Below are 19,368 nucleotides of genomic sequence, written 5' to 3'. Positions count from 1 at the left end.
GTCGGCTGGCCGCGGTTACCCGCGGTCGGGCCGCACAAACGGCACAGCTTCCGGCGGCCGGCCGGCCGGCCGGTGCGGTCGGGCCGGACAAACGACACAGCTTCCAGCGGCCGGCCGGTCAGGCGACCTGGCGCTCGGCTTCAGCTCCGACGGCCTGGTGGTCGCGGCCGCGCGTGCGGAACAGGGCGAGCATCGCGTAGGCCAGGAGCAGGGTGCCCGCGCCGGTGCCGACGACCAGCCCGGCCGACACCCCCGAGACGAGGTCGACGACCAGGCCGGCGAGGGCGACCAGCGTGACGGCCACGCCGAGCGGCACCAGCAGCCGGTCGCGCAGCACCGGGGCCAGCGGCACGAAGTGGATGCCGACCACGGCGCAGACCAGCACCGGGATGTAGCCGGTGAGCCCGGCGGCGGCCAGGATCAGGGCGCCGACCAGGCCGACGACGACCTCGGCGATGACGACGAGCCCGTAGCGGCGGTCGGCGGACCGGTCGCGCTCGCCCGCGGCCGGTCGCCCGGCCCGGATCACGAGCACGGCGCCCACGGCCGCCGCGAGCAGGGCACCCACGCTGCCCACCACCAGCAGCGACCGCAAGGGCGGGTCGGCCTTCGGAACGCTGAACCACACGGCGGCGAACACGCCGAGGTAGAGCGCCGTGAGCCCGGCCTGACGCCGCGGCAGACCCATCACTGTCGAACACCCCCGTTGACCATCCGCCCTGGACCCCGCCACCTTAGTCGATCAAGGTGCGGCCGGTGAGGTGGAGGAAGACGTCCTCCAGGCTGCTGCGCCGGACCAGGACGCTGGCCGGGACGAGGCCGCGCGCGGTCACCTCGGCCAGCGCGGCGTCGCCGTCGGGAACGTAGAGCAGGATGCGGTCCGGCAGCACCTCGACCCGCTCCCCCAGCCCGCCGAGCTTGCCGGCGAACGCCTCCTGCGACTCGGCCGCGAAGCGCAGCTCGACCACCTCGCGGGTGGAGTGCTGCTCGATCAGCGCCCGGGGCGAGCCCTCGGCGACGATCCGGCCGCCGTCCATCACCACCAGCCGGTCGCAGAGCTGCTCGGCCTCGTCCATGTAGTGGGTGGTGAGGACCAGCGTGACGCCCTGCTGCTTGAGCCGGAACAGCCGCTCCCAGACCAGGTGCCGGGCCTGCGGATCGAGACCGGTGGTGGGCTCGTCGAGCAGCACGATCTCGGGGTTGTTGACCAGCGCGCGGGCGATGGTCAACCGCCGCTTCATGCCGCCCGAGAGCGGCTCCACCTTGCTCTCGGCCCGCTCGGTGAGCTGGACGAAGTCGAGCAGCTCGGCGGCCCGCTCGCGGGCCACCCGGCGCGGGATGCCGAAATAGCGCGCGTAGGTGGTCAGGTTCTCCCGGACGGTGAGCTCGGGGTCGAGGCTGTCGAGCTGCGGGCAGACCCCCAGCCGCGCCCGGATCGCCGGGCCGTCGCGGACCGGGTCCATGCCGAGGATGCGCAACTCCCCGCCGGAGGGCGGCGAGATGCAGCCGATCATGCGCATGGTGGAGGACTTGCCGGCGCCGTTGGGCCCGAGGAAGCCGAACGCCTCGCCGGGGCGCACCTCGACGTCGATGCCGTCGACGGCGGTGAAGTCACCGAACCGCTTCACCAGCCCCCGCGCCTGGATGAGTGGTTGCGCGCTGGTCACCGGCCGACCCTAACCGCCGGGTCCGACAGGCTCGACCGGTTAACGCGCCGGCCCGGGCGGGCCGCCACGGCGTGTGACGCCCGCTACGGAAGGTGGTCATCCGGCCGGTGGGCCCGGGTGGTCGTTGAACCGCACCAAAACTCGCCATAGTGGACGGATTGCCGCCTCCCCCGGGGCAATCGCCGGAACATTGTTGCGGCTTTTCCGCGACAATTGTGAAGGCAGCTCGGAATTGGCGTGCGGTGAGTGAGCAACCCTTCATTCCGATCACTCAAAGCAATCACGTCCGGCAATGTTCCCATGATGTAGACGATTCGCGTATCGTGCCCCCTCGTGCCGCCCGTTCGCCCGTCCGACGCCACTCCCCCGCCGCCCCGGTCCCCCGCGGCGGAATCCCCGGTGTCCGGAAGGGACACCGCCCCGGTGCCGCTCCCGCCCGACTCCGGCGCGGTCGCCGACCCGCTGTGGGCCGACGACGGGCCGGTGGAAACGCACCACGACACCCGGGAACTGGCGGCCCGGTTCGAGGATGAGAAACCGGGGCGGGTGCTGTCCGGACCGGTCGCGCTGCTGTTCACCGGCGGCACCCTCGCGGTCGCCGTGCTCGCGCTCTGGCAGGTGTTCTTCCCGCTTCCCCAGGGCAGCAAGTACTACCTCATCTTCTTCCTCGCCGGCGTGCTGCCGATGGTGTTCCTGGCGTACCCCTCCGGGGTGCGGCTGCGCCGCCGGCCGGCGGACGACGAGCCGGCGGAGCGGCACGGCCCCCGCCCGGCCGACTGGCTGCTCGCCGCCGTCGCGCTGCTCGCCTGCCTCTACCCCGTGCTGCCGGTGACCCTCGGCGCGGGCGGTGGCGGCTACGACGCGTTCCTCGACCGGCAGGGCCTGCTCGTGCCGCTGGACGTGGTGCTGGGCACCGTGCTGCTGCTCCTGCTGCTGGAGGCGTGCCGGCGCACCACCGGCTGGATCCTCCCGGCCGTCTGCCTGCTGTTCCTCGCCTACGGCTACTACGGCGGGCTGCTGCCGCAGTCCTGGCCGGTGGCCCACGCCGGGCTCGACTTCGCCCAGCTGGTCGACGCGTTCTACAACTCCGACAGCGGTTTCTACGGCACCCCGCTGGACGTGGCCGCCTCGTACATCGTGCTGTTCACCATCTACGGCGCGGTGCTGGACCTCTCCGGCGCCGGCCGGTTCTTCGTCGAGCTCTCCGCCGCCGCGTTCCGCCGCTCCCGCACCGCCGCCGGGCGCACGGCCGTCGCCTCCGGCTTCCTGCTCGGCACGGTCTCCGGCTCGGGCGCCGCCACCACGGTCAGCATCGGGGCGGTGACCTGGCCGATCCTGCGCCGCGCCGGCTACCCGCCCGAGCGGGCCGGGGGCATGCTGGCCGCCGCGGGCGTCGGCGCGATCCTCTCCCCGCCCACGCTGGGCGCCGCGGCGTTCATCATCGCCGAGTACCTCGGCGTGTCGTACCTGCAGGTGCTCGGCTGGGCCACCGTGCCGACGATCCTCTACTACCTGGGCATCCTGCTCTCCGTCGAGATCGACGCCCGGCGCTCCGGCGTCCGCCCGGTGGTCATCGACACCGGCTCGGCCAGGCGGCTGCTGCTCCGCTTCGGCTACCACTTCCTCTCGCTCATCGTGATCATCGTGGTGCTGGCCCTGGGTCTCTCGGCCACCCGGGCCGTGGTGATCGCCACCGTGCTGGCCGCCGCGCTCTCCTTCCTGGACCGCCGGCACCGGCTCACCCCCGCCCGCCTCGTCGAGGCGCTCAGCGGCGGCGTACGCGGGGTGCTCGCGGTGAGCGCGGTCTGCGCCGCGGCCGGCATCATCACCGCCACCACCACCAAGACCGGCCTCGGCCCGCAGGCCGCCGCGCTGCTGGTCGGCGGGGCGCAGAAGGTCAGCTCCGAGCCCGCCGTGGTGCTCACCCTCACGGCGCTGCTCGCCGCGGTCGCGCTCAGCCTGCTCGGGCTGGCCGTGCCGGTCACCGCCTCCTTCGTGATCGGCTGGGTGATCATCGGCCCGGCGCTGCTGCACCTCGGCGTCGCCGCCCCCGCCGCGGCCATGTTCGTCTTCTACTTCGCGGTGCTGTCCGAGGTCTCCCCGCCGACCGCGCTCGCCGCGGTGGCCGCCGCCGCCGTCACCGGCGGCCGGCTGGTGCCGACCATGTGGCAGACCCTGCGGTACGCGCTGCCCGCGTACCTCATCCCGATCGCCTTCGTGATCACGCCGACCGGCCTCGGCCTGCTCGGCATCGGCGGGGCCGGGCGGATCGCGGTGGCCGCGGTGGTCTCGGCGCTCGGCGTCACCGTGCTGGCCGTGGCGGCGGGCGGCTGGCTGCCCGGCGTCGGTCCGGCCGGCACGCCGGAGCGGCTCCTCGGCGCGGTCGCCGGGCTGGTGCTGCTCTGGCTGGAACCCCTGCCCGTCGCGGTCGGCGCGGTGCTCGCCGCGCTCGCCGTCGCGGGCGTGCTCGTCCGACGTGGCTCCGCCGGTCGCGCCGGCGGCCCGTCGGTCCCTGAATTGGTGGACCACCGGGAGGAGAAAGAGTGAGACGGATCGACGTGCGGATCGCCGCGGGCGTCGGGGCGCTGGCCCTGGTCGCGGCCGGCGCCGCCGGATGCGGGGGCCGTCAGGACGGCGCGGCCAAGGACGACGCCGCCCGCGAGATCACCTGCAAGGTCACCAAGGACACCCGGGTCGGCATCGCGACCGGCAACGCCACGGGCGTCTACTACGTGGTCGGCAACGCGCTGGCCGGCCAGCTCTCGGCGGCCACCGGCGGCAAGCTCACCGGCACCGCCGCCGAGACCGGCGCCTCGGTGCAGAACGTCGAGCAGCTCGTGGCCGGCCAGTACGACGTGGCGTTCTCCCTCTTCGACACCGCGGTCAACGCGGTGCAGGGCAAGGACAGCTTCACGTCCCCGCAGCCGGTCAAGGCGCTCGCCCGGATCTACGACAACTACACCCAGGTGGTCGTCCGGGCCGACTCCGGGATCACCTCGGTGGCCGGCATGAAGGGCAAGAAGATCTCCACGGGGTCGCCCAAGTCCGGCACCGAGGTCATCGCCAACCGGCTGCTCACCGCCGCGGGGCTGGACCCGGCCAAGGACGTCCAGGCGCAGCGGCTCGACCTGACCAAGACCGTCGACGGGATGAAGGACGGCAGCATCGACGGCTTCTTCTGGTCCGGTGGCGTGCCCACCGGCGGGGTGACCGACCTGTTCACCACGTCCGGCGACAAGGTGAAGTTCATCGACATCAGCCCGCTGCTGCCGAAGATGGCCGAGCTGAACCCGGCGTACCAGGCCGGCACCATCGGCAAGGACGTCTACCGGACCGCGGCCGACGTGCCCACCATCGTGGTGCCCAACGTGCTGCTGGTCCGCGACAACCTCGACGCCGACGTGGCCTGCGCCATCACGAAGACGGTCTTCGAGAAGAAGGACAGCCTGGCCCAGGCCAACCCGGCCGCCAAGGGCATCGACCTGGCCAACGCCCGCAAGACCGACCCGGTGGGGCTGCACCGCGGGGCGGACCGGGCGCTCAAGGACCTCGGCGCGAGCTGACCCGACGAGCCGGGCCCGGACCCACCGTCCGGGCCCGGCAACCCGACAACGACCCGGGAGACCCCCGTGCCGCTGCCCCACCCCGCCCGCGTACGCCGGCATCACCGGCCCGCGGACCGCACCGGGCACCTCCGCTCGGTCCGGGTGCAACTGCTCGCGCCGATCCTGGTGGCCACGGTCGGCCTGGTGGTGCTGGGCGCCGCCCAGACCGGCGCCGCGCTGGACGCCTCCGCCGACGCCGACCGGGCCCGCGTGCTCGCCGGCACCGCCACCGCCACCGTGCGGCTGGTGCACGAGCTGGAACGCGAACTGGGCGAGACGGCGGCGCTGCGCCAGCGTGGCGGCAACGCCGGCCGGCCGCTGGTCGACGCGCAGCGGCGCCGGGTGGACGCCGCGGTGACCCGGTACCGCACGGCCAGCGGGGACGCCCGGCGGGCCGCACCGGACCTGGCCCCGGTGCTCAACGACGCGGACGGGCGGCTCGGCCAGCTCGCGCCGACGCGGGACCTGGCGCTGGGCGGGGACCGCGGCGACCCGGCGTACGCGAGTCTTGTCGAGTCGCTGCTCGCCGTCGCCGACGCGCTGCCCGCCCAGCTCCGTGACGCCGAACTGGCCAACGAGGCGCGCGAGGTGGCCGCGGTGGCCGCCCAGGAGCACCTCTCGGCGCTGGAACGCGACCTGCTGCGCGGGGTGTTCGTGCGGGGCACGCTGGTCCGGGGCGAGCTGGCCCGGCTCGGCCGGCTCCGGGGCGCCCGCGAGCAGCGCCAGGCCGAGTTCCTCCGGATCGCCGCCGGCCCGGCCAACTCCGCCTGGTACCGGCTGGTCGGCGGGGCCGACGTGGAGACGGCCCGGCGGATGCGCGACGGCGTCCTGGACAGCGACGGCGGGCCGGAGTCGCTGAAGACCGACGGCGACGCCTGGTACGTGGCGCAGAGCGGCACCATCCGCCGCTACAACCTGCTCGGCCGGGAACTCTCCGACGGGCTGGACCGTGACGCCGCCGCGCTGGCCCGGACCGCCCGGCAGCGGGCCCTGCTCACCGCCGGGGCGACCAGCACGGTCGCGTTCGGCTCGCTGCTCACCGCCGTGCTGCTGGCGGTCCGGACCAGCCGGCGGCTGCGCCGGCTGCGGGTCGCGGCGCTCACCATGGCCAACCGGGAGCTGCCGGACCGGATCACCGCGATCGCGGCGGGCGAGGGCGCGCCGGGCGCGGGCACGGCGACCCGGCTGACCGACGGGATCCGCCGGGGCCGGGACGAGGTGGCCCAGGTGGCCGAGGCGTTCGACACGGTCAACAAGGCCGCGCTGCGGCTCGCCGGTGAGCAGGCCGAGCTGCGGCTGGACGTGACCAGGATGGCGGAGGCGCTGGCCCGCCGGATCCGCACGCTGATCACCCGCCAGCTGCGCCTGCTCGACGAGTTCGAACGCGAGGAGACCGACCCGGACGCGCTGGCCCGGCTCTTCGCCCTGGACCACCTGGCCGCCCGGCTGCGCCGCAACGGGGAGAACCTGCTGGTCCTCGCCGGTGGCGAGCCCGGCCGGGGGCACGAGGGCGCGCTGCTCCTGGACGACGTGATCCGGGCGGCCGCCTCCGAGATCGAGGACTACCCGCGGGTGGAGATCGACGTGCCGACCGCCGCCGTGCACGGCGCGGCGGCCGGCAACCTGGTGCACCTCCTGGCCGAGCTGCTGGAGAACGCCACCGTCTACTCGCCGCCGGACGCGCGGGTGCTGGTCGACGGGCGGCGCACCGTGGACGGCCTCACCCTGCGGGTGCACGACCAGGGCATCGGTATCAGCGAGACCCGGCTGGCCACCATCAACGAGCGGCTCGCCGCGCCGGCCACGCTGTCCAGCGCCGCGGCCGGCAGCATGGGCCTGCACGTGGTGGCCCACCTGGCCGCCCGGCACGGGATCCGGGTGCAGTTGCACCACACCGGCACCGGCACGGTCGCCCAGGTGGAGGTGCCCGAGTCGGTGCTCACCCGCGTCGAGTCGGTGACCCGGCGCCCGGCCGCCGAGCACGGCCGACCGGCCGGCCGGCCGGCGCCCTGGTTCCGGCCCCGCACCAGCGGCCCGTCCCCGGCGCGGCCGGCCACCGGCGCCCGGGACCTGGTCGCCACCACCCCCGCGCCGGCCGTCGCCGGGCACGTGGCCGGCGGACCGCCACTGCCCGCCGGCGCCGTCCGGGGCGTCGCCGCCGTACGCCCACCGGGCGCCGCCCTGCTGGCGCCGAGCGCCGCCCGGATCCGGCCGGCGAGTTCCCCGGCGCCCTCGGGCACCACCGGCGCCGGCCTGCCGCGCCGGACCCGGGGCGGGCAGCTTCCCGCGCCGCTGCCCACCACCGCCCCGCCGCCCCGGCCCGCGGACGACCTGCTCGACCCCGAGGTGGTACGCGCCCGCCTGTCCGCCCTCGCCGAGGGGGTGGCCAGCGCAATGCGCCGTGCCCCGAACACCACACCCACCGGGAGAAATCCATGACCCCACCCGTGACCGCCGGGCTCGACTGGCTGCTGGCGAACTTCGCCGAGCAGGTGCCGGACGTGTCGCACGCCCTCGCGGTGTCCGAGGACGGCCTCCGGCTGGCCGCGTCCCCCGACCTCGCGCCCGACCAGGTGGACCAGCTCGCCGCGGTGATCAGCGGGTTGGCGAGCCTGACCGTGGGCGCGGCCCGCCTGATGTCCGCCGGCCGGGTACGCCAGCAGATCGTCGACATGGACGGCGGGGTGATGCTGGTGATGGCGGTCGGCGAGCGCGCGCTGCTCGGGGTGCTCGCCGCGCCGGGCTGCGACCTGGGCCAGATCGGCTACGAGACGGCGACGCTGGTGCAGCGGGTGGCGGAGGCGCTGGAACCGGCGGCCCGCCCGTGACCGCCCGCCCGCCGCGGGTGGTCGCCGCCCTCCTGCTGACCGTCCTGGTGGTCGCGGGCTGCGGCGGGGCCGACCCCGGGCCGAGGGCCTGGCACGACGGCCGGATCTTCCTGGCCACCGGCAACACCACCGGCGTCTACTACCAGCTCGGCGGTGGCTACGCCGACCTGATCAGCCGGCACCTGCCCGGCTACGAGGCGCGCGCCGAGCCGACCGGCGCCTCGGTGGAGAACATCACCCGGCTGGCCGGTGGTGACATGGAGATCGCCTTCAGCCTGGCCGACACGGCGGCGGACGCGGTCAACGGCCGGGGCGGCTTCGAGGGCCGGCCGCAGCCGGTACGCGCGCTGGCCCGGGTCTACAGCAACTACACCCACGTGATCGTCCGCGCCGACGGCAAGATCGGCAGCTTCGCCGACCTGCGCGGCAAGCGGATCTCCACCGGCTCGCCGAAGTCCGGCACGGACATCATCGCCGGGCGGCTGCTCACCGCCGGCGGGATCAACCCCGACCGCGACATCCAGCGGCTCAACCTGTCGCTGCCGGAGACGGTGCAACGGATGCGGGCCGGCAGCCTCGACGCGATGTTCTTCTCCGGCGGCCTGCCCACCCCGGGCATCAAGGACCTGCTCTCCAGCGCGCCCGGGGTGTTCCGGCTGCTCCCGCTGAGCGAGCTGATCGAGCCGCTGGCCGCCCGCTACGGCTCGGTCTACACGACGGCCATCCTGCCCAAGGAGATCTACGGCAGCCCGGCGGCCACCCCGACCATCACGGTGGCGAACGTGATCCTGGTGGCGGCGGACATGCCGGACCAGCTCGCGTACGACCTGACCCGGGTGCTCTTCACCTGGCAGGGCGAGCTGATCAGGGTGCACCCGGAGGCGGCGAACTTCACCCGGGACAGCGCCGCCGCCAGCGACCCCATCCCGCTGCACCCGGGAGCGGCGCGCTTCTACCGCAGCGGCTGACGGCTCAGAGGTCGGCGGGGGCGGTGGCGGCCCGGGCTGCGGCGACGAGCCGGTCGGTCTCGGCGGCCACCGCCTCGTCGTCGGTGGGCGTGCCCGGGTCGTAGCGCACCGTCCAGGTCAGCCCGTCCACACCGGGCACCCGGCGGGCGGCGATCCGGCCGGCGCCGCCGGGCACCGCGTGGTGCGCGGTGTACGCGACCGAGCGGGTGACCCGGGCCCGCACCTGGTGGGGCAGGTCGCCCGGGTCGAGCAGCAGGTAGGTCTCGGCCGGGCAGTCGGCGACCACGAGGTAGCCGGCCCGCTCGCCGACCCGGTCGGCGGGGGTGACGGTGAGCTCGCGGCCGGACCAGACCGCCTTGAGGACGTCGTGCCAGCCGATCCGCTCCCCGCGGCCGGGCAGCCACAGCCCGAGGTTGCTGGCCACCACGATGCCGTCGCCCTCGCCGTTGCCGACGGCGGCCCAGGCGAGCACCCGCTCGTCGTCGTGCAGCGGCGGCCGGTCGGCGGGCGGCAGCTTGGGCTTGCGGTTGAACAGTCCCATCACAGCCCTCCGGCGGCCTGCTCGCGCAGTGCCCGCGCGTGCTGCTCCAGCGAGAGCAGTTCCCCGAAGAGGGCGAAGTATTCGTCCTTGTTGCTCACCGGGTTGATCCGCTGGATCTTCGACTTGAGGTCCTTGATCCGCCCGGTCACCGAGCCCCACTGGAGGCGGGCCATGGTGATCGAGACGTATCGGGGGTCGGGCTCGCCGTCGATGCGCAGCGGCTCCACGGCCAACTCGCCGACGAGCGCCTGGCCGGCCAGGTCGTCGCAGGCGTCGCGGACCTGCTCGATCCAGACCGCACCGCCGGGGGCGGTCGCCGCGCCGCCGGCCGCGGCGATGGCCGCGCGGAGGGCCACGTGCACCGGGTGCCGGTATTCGGCCGCCTCGACCGCGTCGAACATCGGGCCGGCCAGCACCGGCTCCTGGAGGGCGAGCTTCAGCGCCTCCCGCTCGACCATCGACTGGGGACTGTCCACGCTGGGCGCGGCCGGCGCGGGGCGGGCGGATGCGGCCGCCGCGCCGGCGGGCTGCCCGTTGGCGGCGGCCAGCACCGCGCGCTGCACCGGCTCGATCTCCATGCCGAGGTCGCCGGCGAGCTTGCGGACGTACTCGGGGCGCTTCTCCCGGTCCTTGATCTTGGCGACGAGCGGGGCGGCCCGGCGCATCGCCTCCACCCGGCCGTCGACGGTGTCCAGGTCGTAGCGGTTGATCATGTGGCGGAGCGCGAAGTCGACCAGCGGCTCCCGGCGGGCGACCAGGTCGCGGACCGCGAGGTCACCCTTGGCCAGGCGCAGCTCGCACGGGTCCATGTTGTCGGGGCTGACCGCGATGAAGGTGCGCCCGACGAAGCGCTGGTCGTCCTCGAAGGCGCGCAGAGCGGCCTTCTGGCCGGCGGCGTCCCCGTCGAAGGTGAAGATGATCTCGCCGGCCACGGCGTCGGTGTCCATGAGCAGCCGGCGCAGCACCCCGATGTGATCGGCGCCGAACGCGGTGCCGCAGGTCGCCACGGCCGTGGGCACGCCGGCCAGGTGGCAGGCCATCACGTCGGTGTAGCCCTCGACCACCACCACCTTGCCCTGCTTGGCGATCTCGCGCTTGGCCTGGTCGATGCCGTAGAGGACGTGCGACTTCTTGTAGATCGGCGTCTCGGGGGTGTTCAGGTATTTCGGGCCGTCGTCGTCGTCGAAGAGCTTGCGGGCGCCGAAGCCGATCACGTCGCCGGTGAGGTCGCGGATCGGCCAGAGCAGCCGGCGCCGGAACCGGTCGATCAGGCTGCCCGAGCGGGACGGGCGGGACAGCCCCGCCGTGACCAGCTCGTCATGGGTGAAGCCCTGCTGGCGCAGGTGCTTGGTGAGCAGGTCCCAGGCGTCGGGGGCGAAGCCGCAGCCGTAGCGCTCGGCGGCGGCCCGGTCGAAGCCCCGCTGGGCGAGGAACTCCCGCGCGGCCCGGGCGCCGGCCGTGGTGAGCTGGGCGCGGTAGAACTCGACGGCGGCGGCGTGCGCGGCCACGAGGCGCTGGCGCTGGCCCTGCTGCGGGCGGGGGCGTGGGGCCGAGCGGTCGTCCTCGACGTAGCGCAGCTGGATGCCGGTGCGGCCGGCGAGCCGCTCGACGGACTCGACGAAGCTCAGGTGCTCGGCGTCCATCAGGAACTTGATCGCGTCGCCGCCCGCGCCGCAGCCGAAGCAGTACCAGACGTTGCGGGCCGGCGAGACGTTGAACGAGGGGCTCTTCTCGTCGTGGAACGGGCAGAGACCCTTGAGGTTGCCGCCGCCGGCCGACTTGAGCGTCACCGTGTCGGAGATGACCTCGGCGATGGAGGTGCGCTCGCGGACCAGCGCGATGTCCTCGTCCCGGATCCGCCCCGCCATCTCCGCCACCTCCTCGGCGTACATCCTGCCCTGCCGGACCGACGATCCGCGCCCGGGGGCACGCCGGGGTGAGCCGGATCGCGACCAACTCGGCCGTTTTCGCCCCCGCTGCCGCGCCGGTGCGCCGATCATGAGCAGATGCGGGGGAGACAGGACCGCGGAGCATGGTGGGACCGGTTGGCCAGCAGGCTGGGCGTACGTCGGCCGGTGACGGTCGCCGACAAGGCCGGCCACCGGCACGCGACCTGGTTCGAGCTCTTCTTCGACGTGATCTTCGTCTTCGCCCTGGCGGAGGTGGTGAGCCGGCTCGGCGAGGACCCGAGCCCTCGGCCGCGCAGCGTGCTCGCCGCGTTCGGGCTCTTCCTCGTGGTGCAGTGGGCCTGGGTGGGCCACGCCTTCTACGCCACCCGGTACGAGGCGGACGACCTGCCACACCGGTTGCTGATGCTGCTCTCGCTGCTCGGCGCCGGGGCGATCACCCTCGGGGTGGACGAGGTGCCCCGCGGCCCGATGCTGCCGATCGGCTACCTGATCGTCCGTGGCGTGCTGCTCCTGCTCTACCTCCGGGGCCGCCCGCCCCCCGGAGTGGCCCGGGCGGGCACCCTGGTCTACCTGATCGGATTCGGGCTCGGCTGGCTGATCTGGCTGACCTCACTGGCCGTCCCCGCGCACCTGCGGCCGGTGTTCTGGATCACCGGGACGGTGGTCGAGCTCGCCACGCCCTGGGTCGGCTACCGCTGGCTGAGCCGGTGGCCGGTGGACGTCCGGCACCTGCCGGAGCGGGTCGGCCAGTTCGTCATCATCGTGCTCGGCAGCACCGTGGCCAATCTGCTCGCCACGGTGCCGGACTACCCGGACCGGACCATGGTCCTCACCGCGGCGGTGGCCTCCGTCGTGCCGGCGGCGATCTGGTGGATCTACGCCAGCTACATCGGCGGCGGCATCCCGATCCAGCGGCTACGCGGCGGTCAGCCCTACACCTACCTGCACTACCTGCTCAGCGGCGGCCTGCTGCTGCTCGGGTGGGCGCTCGGGCAGACGGTCCGGGCGGTCCACGGCGACATAGTCCTGACCAGGGAAGTACGCCTGCTGCTGGCCGGTTCGGCCACCCTCTGGCTCGTCTGCGGGCTGGGCCTGTACTGGCTGGCGATCCGGGTCTCGCGGCCCGCCGCGCTGGGCGCCGGGTACGGCATCGCCTCGGTCTGGGCGATCGCCCTGGCCGTCTCCTCGCCGTTCCTGGTGCTGGTGTTGCTGAGCGCGGCGATCGCCACGTACGCCGTGCTGTTCACCGCCGTGCTGGGCAGGGAACGGAGGGACCAGGGGATGGCGCTCACCACTCCCGACTGAGCGGGCGGCATCCGGCGCGCCGCTCGGCTCGCCGCAGCGCGCCGAGCGGGCGCCGGCGGTCACGCCGAGCGGCCGGCCCCGGCGGCGGCGTCGCCGATCCGCGGGAACGGTTCGATGGAGAAGACCACCTCGACCGGCACCTCGAAGTAGGCGGCGATCCGCAGCGCCAGGTGCAGGCTGGGCCGGAACTCGCCCCGCTCCAGGTAGCCGACCGTCTGGTAGTGCACGCCCAGCGCGTCGGCGAGCTGCCGCCGGGAGATCCCCCGTTCGGCACGCAGCACGGCGATCCGGTTGTGCACGACCTCGCTCATCGGCGCCCTCTCATCCGACCCGCTGCATGGCCCGCTCGCGGCGGGCGGCCACCCGCGAGCCGGACTCCCGCCGGGCCATCCGCCGCAGCACCACCGGGGCCAGCACCAGCCCGAGCACGGCCCACGCGCCGAGCACGCCGAACGTCTCCAGGTGGCGCCAGGAGCCGCCGAGCTCGACCGCGGCCATGCCGTCGGGCAGCAGCGCCGAGCGCATGCCCAACCCTAGCCAGTAGATCGGGAAGACCTGGGCGACGGCCTGCAGCCACCCCGGGTAGCCGTTGATCGGGTAGAAGATGCCCGACAGGGCGATGAGGCCCATGTTCGGCAGCATGACCAGCCCGAGGTTGCGCGGGTTCTCGATCAGCGAGCCGAGGACCGCGCCCATCGGCAGGGTGGCGACCAGGCCGAGCACCGCCACCCAGAGCAGGGTGAACCAGGCCGAGGCGCTGCCCAGCCGGAGCCCGTCCAGGAAGAACAGCGCCGAGACGAGCTGCAGGAGCATGCTCAGCAGCGCCACCGTCGACATCAGGGTGACCTTGCCGATCAGGTAGCCGAGCATCCCGTTCGGGGTGGCCTTGGCGCGCAGCAGGGTGCCGTCCTCGCGCTCCATGACCAGCTGTGAGGCGAGCACCAGCATGCCGCCGAAGGCCAGGCCCATGCCGAGCGCGCTGGGCAGCGTGCGGGCGCCGAGCGAGAAGGAGGTCCCGGGCACGGTGGAGCCGCGCATGAAGAACATCGTGACCAGCAGCGCCACCGTCGGGAAGAGGTAGTTCCACAGGTCCTGGCCGTTGCTGAAGGTGTTGCGCAGCTCGATCAGGCCGCGCCGGACACCGGCCCGGACGGCCGCCATCGTCGGGTTCATCGGTCGCTCCCCTGCTGCCACACCCGGTCGGCCCGGCCGGTCCGGACCCCGGATTCCTCCTCGTAGACCAGTGCCATGTACGCGTCCTCCAGGCTGGCCCGGCGGACCTCCAGCTCCTGCACCCGGTCGCCGTGCTCGCGGAGCAGGTCGCGCAGGAAGGCGGTGGCGTCGCCTGTGGCGTGCACGAACCGCTCGCCGTCCAGGGTCCAGCGGATCTCCGCGTCACCGGCGACCCGGCGGGACAGCTCGTCCGGCGAACCGTCGGCGATGATCCGGCCACCGCCCAGGATGAGGATCCGGTCGGCCAGCTTCTCCGCCTCGTCCAGGTCGTGGGTGGTGAGCAGGATGGTGGTCTCGTCGTCGTCGGCCAGGCGGTGCACCAGCTCGTGGAACTCCCGCCGGGCGGCCGGGTCGAAGCCGACCGTCGGCTCGTCCAGGAACAGCAGCTCCGGGCGGCCCACGATGCCGACCGCCACGTCGAGCCGGCGGCGCTGGCCGCCGGAGAGCCGGGCCACCCGCTGATCCGCCTGCGCGGTGAGGCCGACGGTGTCCAGCAGGTCGTCGACCGGCCACGGCCGGGCGATCCGGTCGGTGGCGTACGGCGCGTAGAAGTCGCCGAGGTGGGCCAGCAGGTCGCGGACCCGCCACTTGCCGTGGTCACGCCAGGACTGGAGCACCACGCCCAACCGGGCGCGCCAGCGCTCGTCACCCCGACCGGGGTCGACGCCGAGCACCCGGACCGACCCGGCCGAACGCAGCCGGAAGCCCTCCAGGATCTCGATGGTGGTGGTCTTGCCGGCGCCGTTGGGGCCGAGCAGGGCGAGCACCTCGCCGCGCCGGGCGGTGAGGTCGACTCCGTGCAGCACGTCGACGGTGCCGTACCGCATGCGCAGGTCGCGGACGTCGAGGACCAGGTCCTCGTCGGGCGGGTGGGGAGCCGTCGCGGCCCCCGGTAGTTCGACCGCAGTCATACCGCGAAATGTAGCACCTCTACTACAACCCGAGGTATACCCGCTCCGCGTCGGAAACCGGTCAGGTCAGCGCCCGGGCCGGTGGAACCAGCGGGTCACCGGCGGCGGGTTCTCCTCCTCGTACGACCGGGCGGCACGCACCGCGGCGGCCAGGCCGGACCGGCGCGGGCCGGGCCGCGGCCGCACCGCCGGGTCGGCGGCCATCTCCCGCACGAGGGCGACCGCCAGGCCCAGCATGACCACCACGAACGGCAGCGCCACCAGGATGGTGGCCTGCTGCAACGCGGCCAGGCCGCCGGCCAGCAGCAGCGCCGCCGCGACCGCCCCGATGAGTACGCCCCACAGCACCACCACCCCCCGGTGCGGCCGCAGCGCGCCCCGGGAGCTCAGCGAGCCGAGCACCAGGGCGGCCGAGTCGGCGCCGGTGATGAAGAAGAGCGCCACCAGCACCGCCGCCACCGCCGTGGTGACCGTCGCCAGGGGCAGCGCGTGCAGCAGCCCGAAGAGGGCGTTCTCGGCGCTCGCCCCGACGTCGGCGACCAGGTCCCGGGTGCCGCTCTGCTGCACCCGCAGCGCGGTGCCACCCATGATCGCGAACCAGACGACGCTGGCCCCGCTGGGCACCAGGAGCACCCCCGTGACGAACTCCCGGACCGTGCGCCCACGGGAGATCCGGGCGATGAAGATGCCGACGAACGGCGCCCAGGAGATCCACCAGGCCCAGTAGAAGATGGTCCACGAACCCAGCCAGGCCGGGTCGGTGAAGGCTCCGGTGCGGGTGGACATGACCACCAGGTGGCTGAGGTAGTCGCCGACCGAGGCGGGCAGCACCTCCAGCGTGTAGATGGTCGGGCCGGCCACGAAGACGAAGACCATCAGACCCACCGCCAGCACCACGTTGCTGGTCGACAGCCACTTGATCCCCTTGTGCAGGCCCGTGAACGCGGAGATCACGAACGCGGCGGTGAGCGCGGCGATCACCACCAGCTCGACCCCGGTGCTGTCCGGCACGCCGGTCGCGCTGTCCAGGCCCGCCGTGACCTGGAGCGCGCCGAGCCCGAGGCTGGTCGCCGAACCGAACACGGTGGCGAACACCGCCAGCAGGTCGATCGCCTGCCCCACCGGCCCGTACGCCCGGGCGCCGAGCAGCGGCACGAACGCCGCCGAGATCCGGCTGCCGCGCCCCTTGCGGAAGGTCGAGTACGCCAGGGCCAGCGCCGCGACCGCGTAGATGCCCCACGGGTGCAGGGTCCAGTGGAAGAGGGTGTACTGCATGGCCGCCGCGGCGGCCGGCCCGGTCTGCGGCTGCACCCCGGCGGCGGGGGGCGGCGCGGCGTAGTGCTGGATCGGCTCGGCGACGGCGTAGAAGACCAGGCCGATGCCCATGCCGGTGCTGAACATCATCGACACCCAGGCCAGCGTGCTGAACTCCGGCTCGTCGTCGTCGGCGCCGAGCCGGATCCGGCCGAACCGGGACGCGGCGAGCACCACGGACAGCACCAGGAAGGCGTCGGCGGCCACCACGAAGAACCAGCCGAACGTGCCGATCACCCAGGCCAGCCCGGACTTCCCGAACGCCGCCAGGGATCCGCCGCCGAGCACACCCCAGGCCACCACCGCCAGCACGCCGGCCACGCCCAGCCCGAGCACCACCCGGTCGGCACGCTGCACCGGCCGGTCCTGCCGCACCTGCTCCGCCATGGCCCCATCCTCAGCGGGCGGGTGACCCCGCCGGGGCCGAACGACGCAGGACCGTCGCGGGCCGGCGGTCGATCAGACGGGGAGGACGGCCGACTCCTCGGCCTCGACCTGGGCGTTCCAGGCCGCCTTGGTGGAGCGCCAGCCCTCGTCGTCCATGCCGCGCCGCCAGTAGCCGGAGATCGACAGGTCGCCCCGGGGCACACCGCGCTCGACCCGCAGCAGGTGGCGCAGCTCCTTCACCGCGGTGGCCTCGCCGTGCACGAAGGCGTGCACCCGGCCGGCCGGGAAGTCCAGCGCGCGGAGCGCCTCCACCAGCGGCTCACCCACGGGACGGCCGGCGCGGTGCAGCCAGCGCAGCTCGACCGCGCCCGCGCTGGCCAGCGGCAGCTCGTCGGCGGGACCGCCCACCTCGACGTAGACCTTGGCGGGCGCGCCCACGGGCAGCCGCTCCAGCGCGGCGGCGATCGCCGGAAGCGCGCTCTCGTCCCCGGCCAGCAGGTGCCAGTCGGCCGCCGGGTCCGGCGCGTACGCGCCGCCGGGGCCGGCGAACAGCACCCGGTCGCCGGGGCGCAGCGCGGCCGCCCACGGCCCGGCCAGCCCCTCGTCGCCGTGGTGCACCACGTCCACGGTCAGCTCGCCGGCCGCCGCGTCCCAGGCCCGCACCGTGTACGCCCGCAGCCGCGGCCACTGCTCGGCCGGGAACTCGCGCCTGATGGTGGCCAGGTCCGTCGGGTGCGGGTAGCTCACCCCGGCGGGCGGGAAGACGAACTTCACGTAGTGGTCGGTGTAGGCGCCCACCGGCAGGCCGGTCAGCTCCGCACCGCCGAGCACGAGGCGGATCAGGTGCGGGGTGGGCCGCCCGGTCCGGACGACCGTGGCGGCGGTGAGCTTCTTCGGGCGCTGCTCCGTCATGCTTCTTAGGCTAGCCTAAGTCGCTGATCTCTCCCACCGGGCTGTCCGGCTGCCGACCGTCGGGGGGTCAGCGGCCCGCCGCCAGGCGGCCGTGCCAGGCCAGGGCGGCCGGGTCGGTGAGCGAGGCCACCTGGTCGACCACCACGCGCAGCCGGGCGGCGTCGTCCGGGGCGGCCCGCCACAGCGGGGCGAAGACCGGGTCGAGCGCGTCCGGAGCCCGGTCGAGCAGGGCGGCGACCAGGTCGGCGAGGATCTCCCGCTGCTGCGCGTACCGGGTGCCGGCGCCGGGGCGGCGCATCACGTAGCGCAGCGCGATGCCCTTGAGCAGCGCGCACCGGGCCCGGATGCGGCGCGGCACCACGAGGTCGGCGGCGTACCGGCGGTGCGGGCCGGGGCCGTGGCGCTCCTGCGTGGCGGCCACCACGGTCGACACGAAACGGCCGGTGAGCACGCTCGTGGTGGTCTTCAGGGCGGCGAGCGCCCGGTGGCTGCCGTCGTACGCGGCGAGCGGCGCGAGCGCCGGATCGGCGAGCAGTTCGGCCAGCACCTCGCCCAGGTCCTCGGGGGCCTCCCCGGAGTAGGCGGCCGCCACGTCGGCGCAGAGCGCCCGCCGCTCGTCGGCGTCGACCAGCAGCGGGCGCAGGCTGACGTAGCCGCCGTGGATGCCGTCCTCGACGTCGTGCACCGAGTACGCCACGTCGTCGGCCCAGTCCATCACCTGCGCCTCCAGGCAGCGCCGGTCGCCGGGCGGGGCGCCCTCCCGCAGCCAGGCGAAGACCGGGCGGTCGTCGGCGTACACCCCGAACTTGCGCCGGCCGGGCCGGCGCTCCCACGGGTACTTGGCGACCGCGTCGAGCGAGGCGCGGGTCAGGTTCAGCCCGGCGGAGCCGCCGTCGGGGGCGAGCACCTTGGCCTCCAGCCGGGTGAGCACCCGCAGCGTCTGCGCGTTGCCCTCGAAGCCGCCGCAGTCGGCGGCGAGCGTGTCCAGGGCGTCCTCGCCGTTGTGCCCGAAGGGCGGGTGACCCAGGTCGTGCGCCAGCCCGGCGGTGTCCACCACGTCCGGGTCGCAGCCGAGCCGGGCGCCCATCTCCCGCGCGATCTGCGCCACCTCGAGCGAGTGCGTCAGCCGGGTACGCAGGAAGTCGTCGGTGCCCGCGGTGTGCACCTGGGTCTTCGCGGCGAGCCGGCGGAACGCCGCCGAGTGCAGCACCCGGGCCCGGTCCCGCTCGTACGGCGACCGCCCGTACCCGGTGTCCTTGGGCGCCTCGGTGACCAGGCGCGCCGCGTCGTCAGCGCCGGAACCGGCGGCCAACCCTCATCCCCGCTGCCGAAGGACGCAGAACTCGTTGCCCTCCGGGTCGGACAGCACGGTCCAGTCCACCTCGCCCTGCCCGATGTCGACGTGCCGGGCGCCCATGTCGACGAGGCGCTCGACCTCGGCCTCCAGGTCGGCCGGGCGCAGGTCGATGTGCAGCCGGTTCTTGCCCTCCTTGGGGCCGCTGACCGGGACGAAGACGATGCCGGGCAGCGTGTCGGCCGTGCGGCGGATCTCCACCTCGTCCGGCTTGTCGCTGATCACCTGGTAGCCGAGCGCCTCCGCCCACCAGTGGGCGAGCCGGGACGGGTCCTGGGCGTCGACCGTCAGGTTCTCCCAGACGCTGGTCATTCGGCCACCTTCCTGATCGACACGTACGCGGGAGCCCAGGTTACGCCCGGCGGGCCGGAATGGCGCGCCCGGACGCACGCGGGGCCGCCGACTTGAGCGTCGGCGGCCCCGGAAGCGTCAC

At 74.4% G+C, this 19,368-nt stretch carries 17 protein-coding genes; 6 read left to right on the top strand and 11 right to left on the bottom strand.

Annotation, left to right across the window (positions count from 1 at the left end):
* Positions 1–118: 118 nt before the first annotated feature.
* Positions 119–688 carry a hypothetical protein gene (locus ABZ452_RS05525; protein WP_357939238.1) on the bottom strand — a complete coding sequence of 190 codons (570 nt, stop codon included), beginning with the start codon at positions 686–688 and terminating at the stop codon, positions 119–121.
* Positions 689–734: 46 nt separating this feature from the next.
* Complete coding sequence (locus ABZ452_RS05520) at positions 735–1,667, bottom strand: ABC transporter ATP-binding protein (RefSeq protein ID WP_357939236.1); 933 nt, start codon at positions 1,665–1,667, stop codon at positions 735–737.
* 399 nt (positions 1,668–2,066) lie between these two features.
* Here ABZ452_RS05520 and ABZ452_RS05515 point away from each other — a divergent pair, with 399 nt between their 5' ends.
* The 5 genes from ABZ452_RS05515 to ABZ452_RS05495 all read left to right on the top strand — a co-directional run bounded on the left by ABZ452_RS05515 (position 2,067) and on the right by ABZ452_RS05495 (position 9,068).
* Entirely contained in the window at positions 2,067–4,214 is a 2,148-nt protein-coding gene (locus tag ABZ452_RS05515; protein ID WP_357939233.1) for a TRAP transporter fused permease subunit, read from the top strand.
* On the top strand, positions 4,211–5,230 hold the full coding sequence (locus ABZ452_RS05510; RefSeq protein WP_357939231.1) for a TAXI family TRAP transporter solute-binding subunit: 1,020 nt from the start codon (positions 4,211–4,213) through the stop codon (positions 5,228–5,230). The genes ABZ452_RS05515 and ABZ452_RS05510 overlap by 4 nt, the downstream gene beginning before the upstream one ends.
* Positions 5,231–5,296: 66 nt before the next feature.
* Positions 5,297–7,711, top strand: coding sequence for a nitrate- and nitrite sensing domain-containing protein (locus ABZ452_RS05505; RefSeq protein WP_357939229.1), 2,415 nt, complete (start codon positions 5,297–5,299; stop codon positions 7,709–7,711).
* Entirely contained in the window at positions 7,708–8,100 is a 393-nt protein-coding gene (locus tag ABZ452_RS05500) for a roadblock/LC7 domain-containing protein (protein WP_357939227.1), read from the top strand. The genes ABZ452_RS05505 and ABZ452_RS05500 overlap by 4 nt, the downstream gene beginning before the upstream one ends.
* Positions 8,097–9,068 (top strand): TAXI family TRAP transporter solute-binding subunit, encoded by a 972-nt coding sequence (locus ABZ452_RS05495; RefSeq protein ID WP_357939225.1) that lies wholly within the window; start codon positions 8,097–8,099, stop codon positions 9,066–9,068. Before ABZ452_RS05500 ends, ABZ452_RS05495 begins: the two co-directional genes overlap by 4 nt.
* Before the next feature lie 4 nt (positions 9,069–9,072).
* On the opposite strand, the gene ABZ452_RS05490 is transcribed toward ABZ452_RS05495, so the two are convergent.
* A complete protein-coding gene (locus tag ABZ452_RS05490; RefSeq protein ID WP_357939223.1) occupies positions 9,073–9,609 on the bottom strand; it encodes a hypothetical protein in 537 nt (178 codons plus the stop codon).
* A complete protein-coding gene (gene dnaG, locus ABZ452_RS05485; RefSeq protein WP_357939221.1) occupies positions 9,609–11,501 on the bottom strand; it encodes a DNA primase in 1,893 nt (630 codons plus the stop codon). The genes ABZ452_RS05490 and dnaG overlap by 1 nt, the downstream gene beginning before the upstream one ends.
* A 153-nt stretch (positions 11,502–11,654) precedes the next feature.
* Here dnaG and ABZ452_RS05480 point away from each other — a divergent pair, with 153 nt between their 5' ends.
* A complete protein-coding gene (locus tag ABZ452_RS05480) occupies positions 11,655–12,824 on the top strand; it encodes a low temperature requirement protein A (RefSeq protein ID WP_357939219.1) in 1,170 nt (389 codons plus the stop codon).
* A 59-nt stretch (positions 12,825–12,883) separates the two neighbouring features.
* Here the strand turns inward: ABZ452_RS05480 and ABZ452_RS05475 are convergent, their stop codons facing one another.
* The 7 genes from ABZ452_RS05475 to ABZ452_RS05445 all read right to left on the bottom strand — a co-directional run bounded on the left by ABZ452_RS05475 (position 12,884) and on the right by ABZ452_RS05445 (position 19,247).
* Positions 12,884–13,135: a helix-turn-helix transcriptional regulator gene (locus tag ABZ452_RS05475; protein WP_262282095.1), complete on the bottom strand. Its 252-nt coding sequence runs from the start codon at positions 13,133–13,135 to the stop codon at positions 12,884–12,886.
* Between the two features lie 10 nt (positions 13,136–13,145).
* On the bottom strand, positions 13,146–13,997 hold the full coding sequence (locus ABZ452_RS05470; RefSeq protein WP_357939216.1) for an ABC transporter permease: 852 nt from the start codon (positions 13,995–13,997) through the stop codon (positions 13,146–13,148).
* Entirely contained in the window at positions 13,994–14,968 is a 975-nt protein-coding gene (locus ABZ452_RS05465) for an ABC transporter ATP-binding protein (RefSeq protein WP_357939214.1), read from the bottom strand. Before ABZ452_RS05465 ends, ABZ452_RS05470 begins: the two co-directional genes overlap by 4 nt.
* Before the next feature lie 66 nt (positions 14,969–15,034).
* Positions 15,035–16,669, bottom strand: coding sequence for a BCCT family transporter (locus tag ABZ452_RS05460; protein WP_357939212.1), 1,635 nt, complete (start codon positions 16,667–16,669; stop codon positions 15,035–15,037).
* Between the two features lie 72 nt (positions 16,670–16,741).
* Entirely contained in the window at positions 16,742–17,581 is an 840-nt protein-coding gene (locus ABZ452_RS05455; RefSeq protein ID WP_357939210.1) for a siderophore-interacting protein, read from the bottom strand.
* A 67-nt stretch (positions 17,582–17,648) separates the two neighbouring features.
* The gene (locus ABZ452_RS05450) at positions 17,649–18,893 is read right to left on the bottom strand and encodes a deoxyguanosinetriphosphate triphosphohydrolase (protein ID WP_357939208.1); all 1,245 of its coding nucleotides are present in this window, start codon (positions 18,891–18,893) and stop codon (positions 17,649–17,651) included.
* A 3-nt stretch (positions 18,894–18,896) separates the two neighbouring features.
* Positions 18,897–19,247: a VOC family protein gene (locus ABZ452_RS05445; RefSeq protein WP_357939206.1), complete on the bottom strand. Its 351-nt coding sequence runs from the start codon at positions 19,245–19,247 to the stop codon at positions 18,897–18,899.
* Positions 19,248–19,368 lie beyond the last annotated feature (121 nt).

The sequence above is a fragment of the Micromonospora sp. NPDC005707 genome (assembly GCF_040631005.1).
GTDB lineage: Bacteria > Actinomycetota > Actinomycetes > Mycobacteriales > Micromonosporaceae > Micromonospora.
This window is presented reverse-complemented; position numbering and strand designations above follow the sequence as displayed.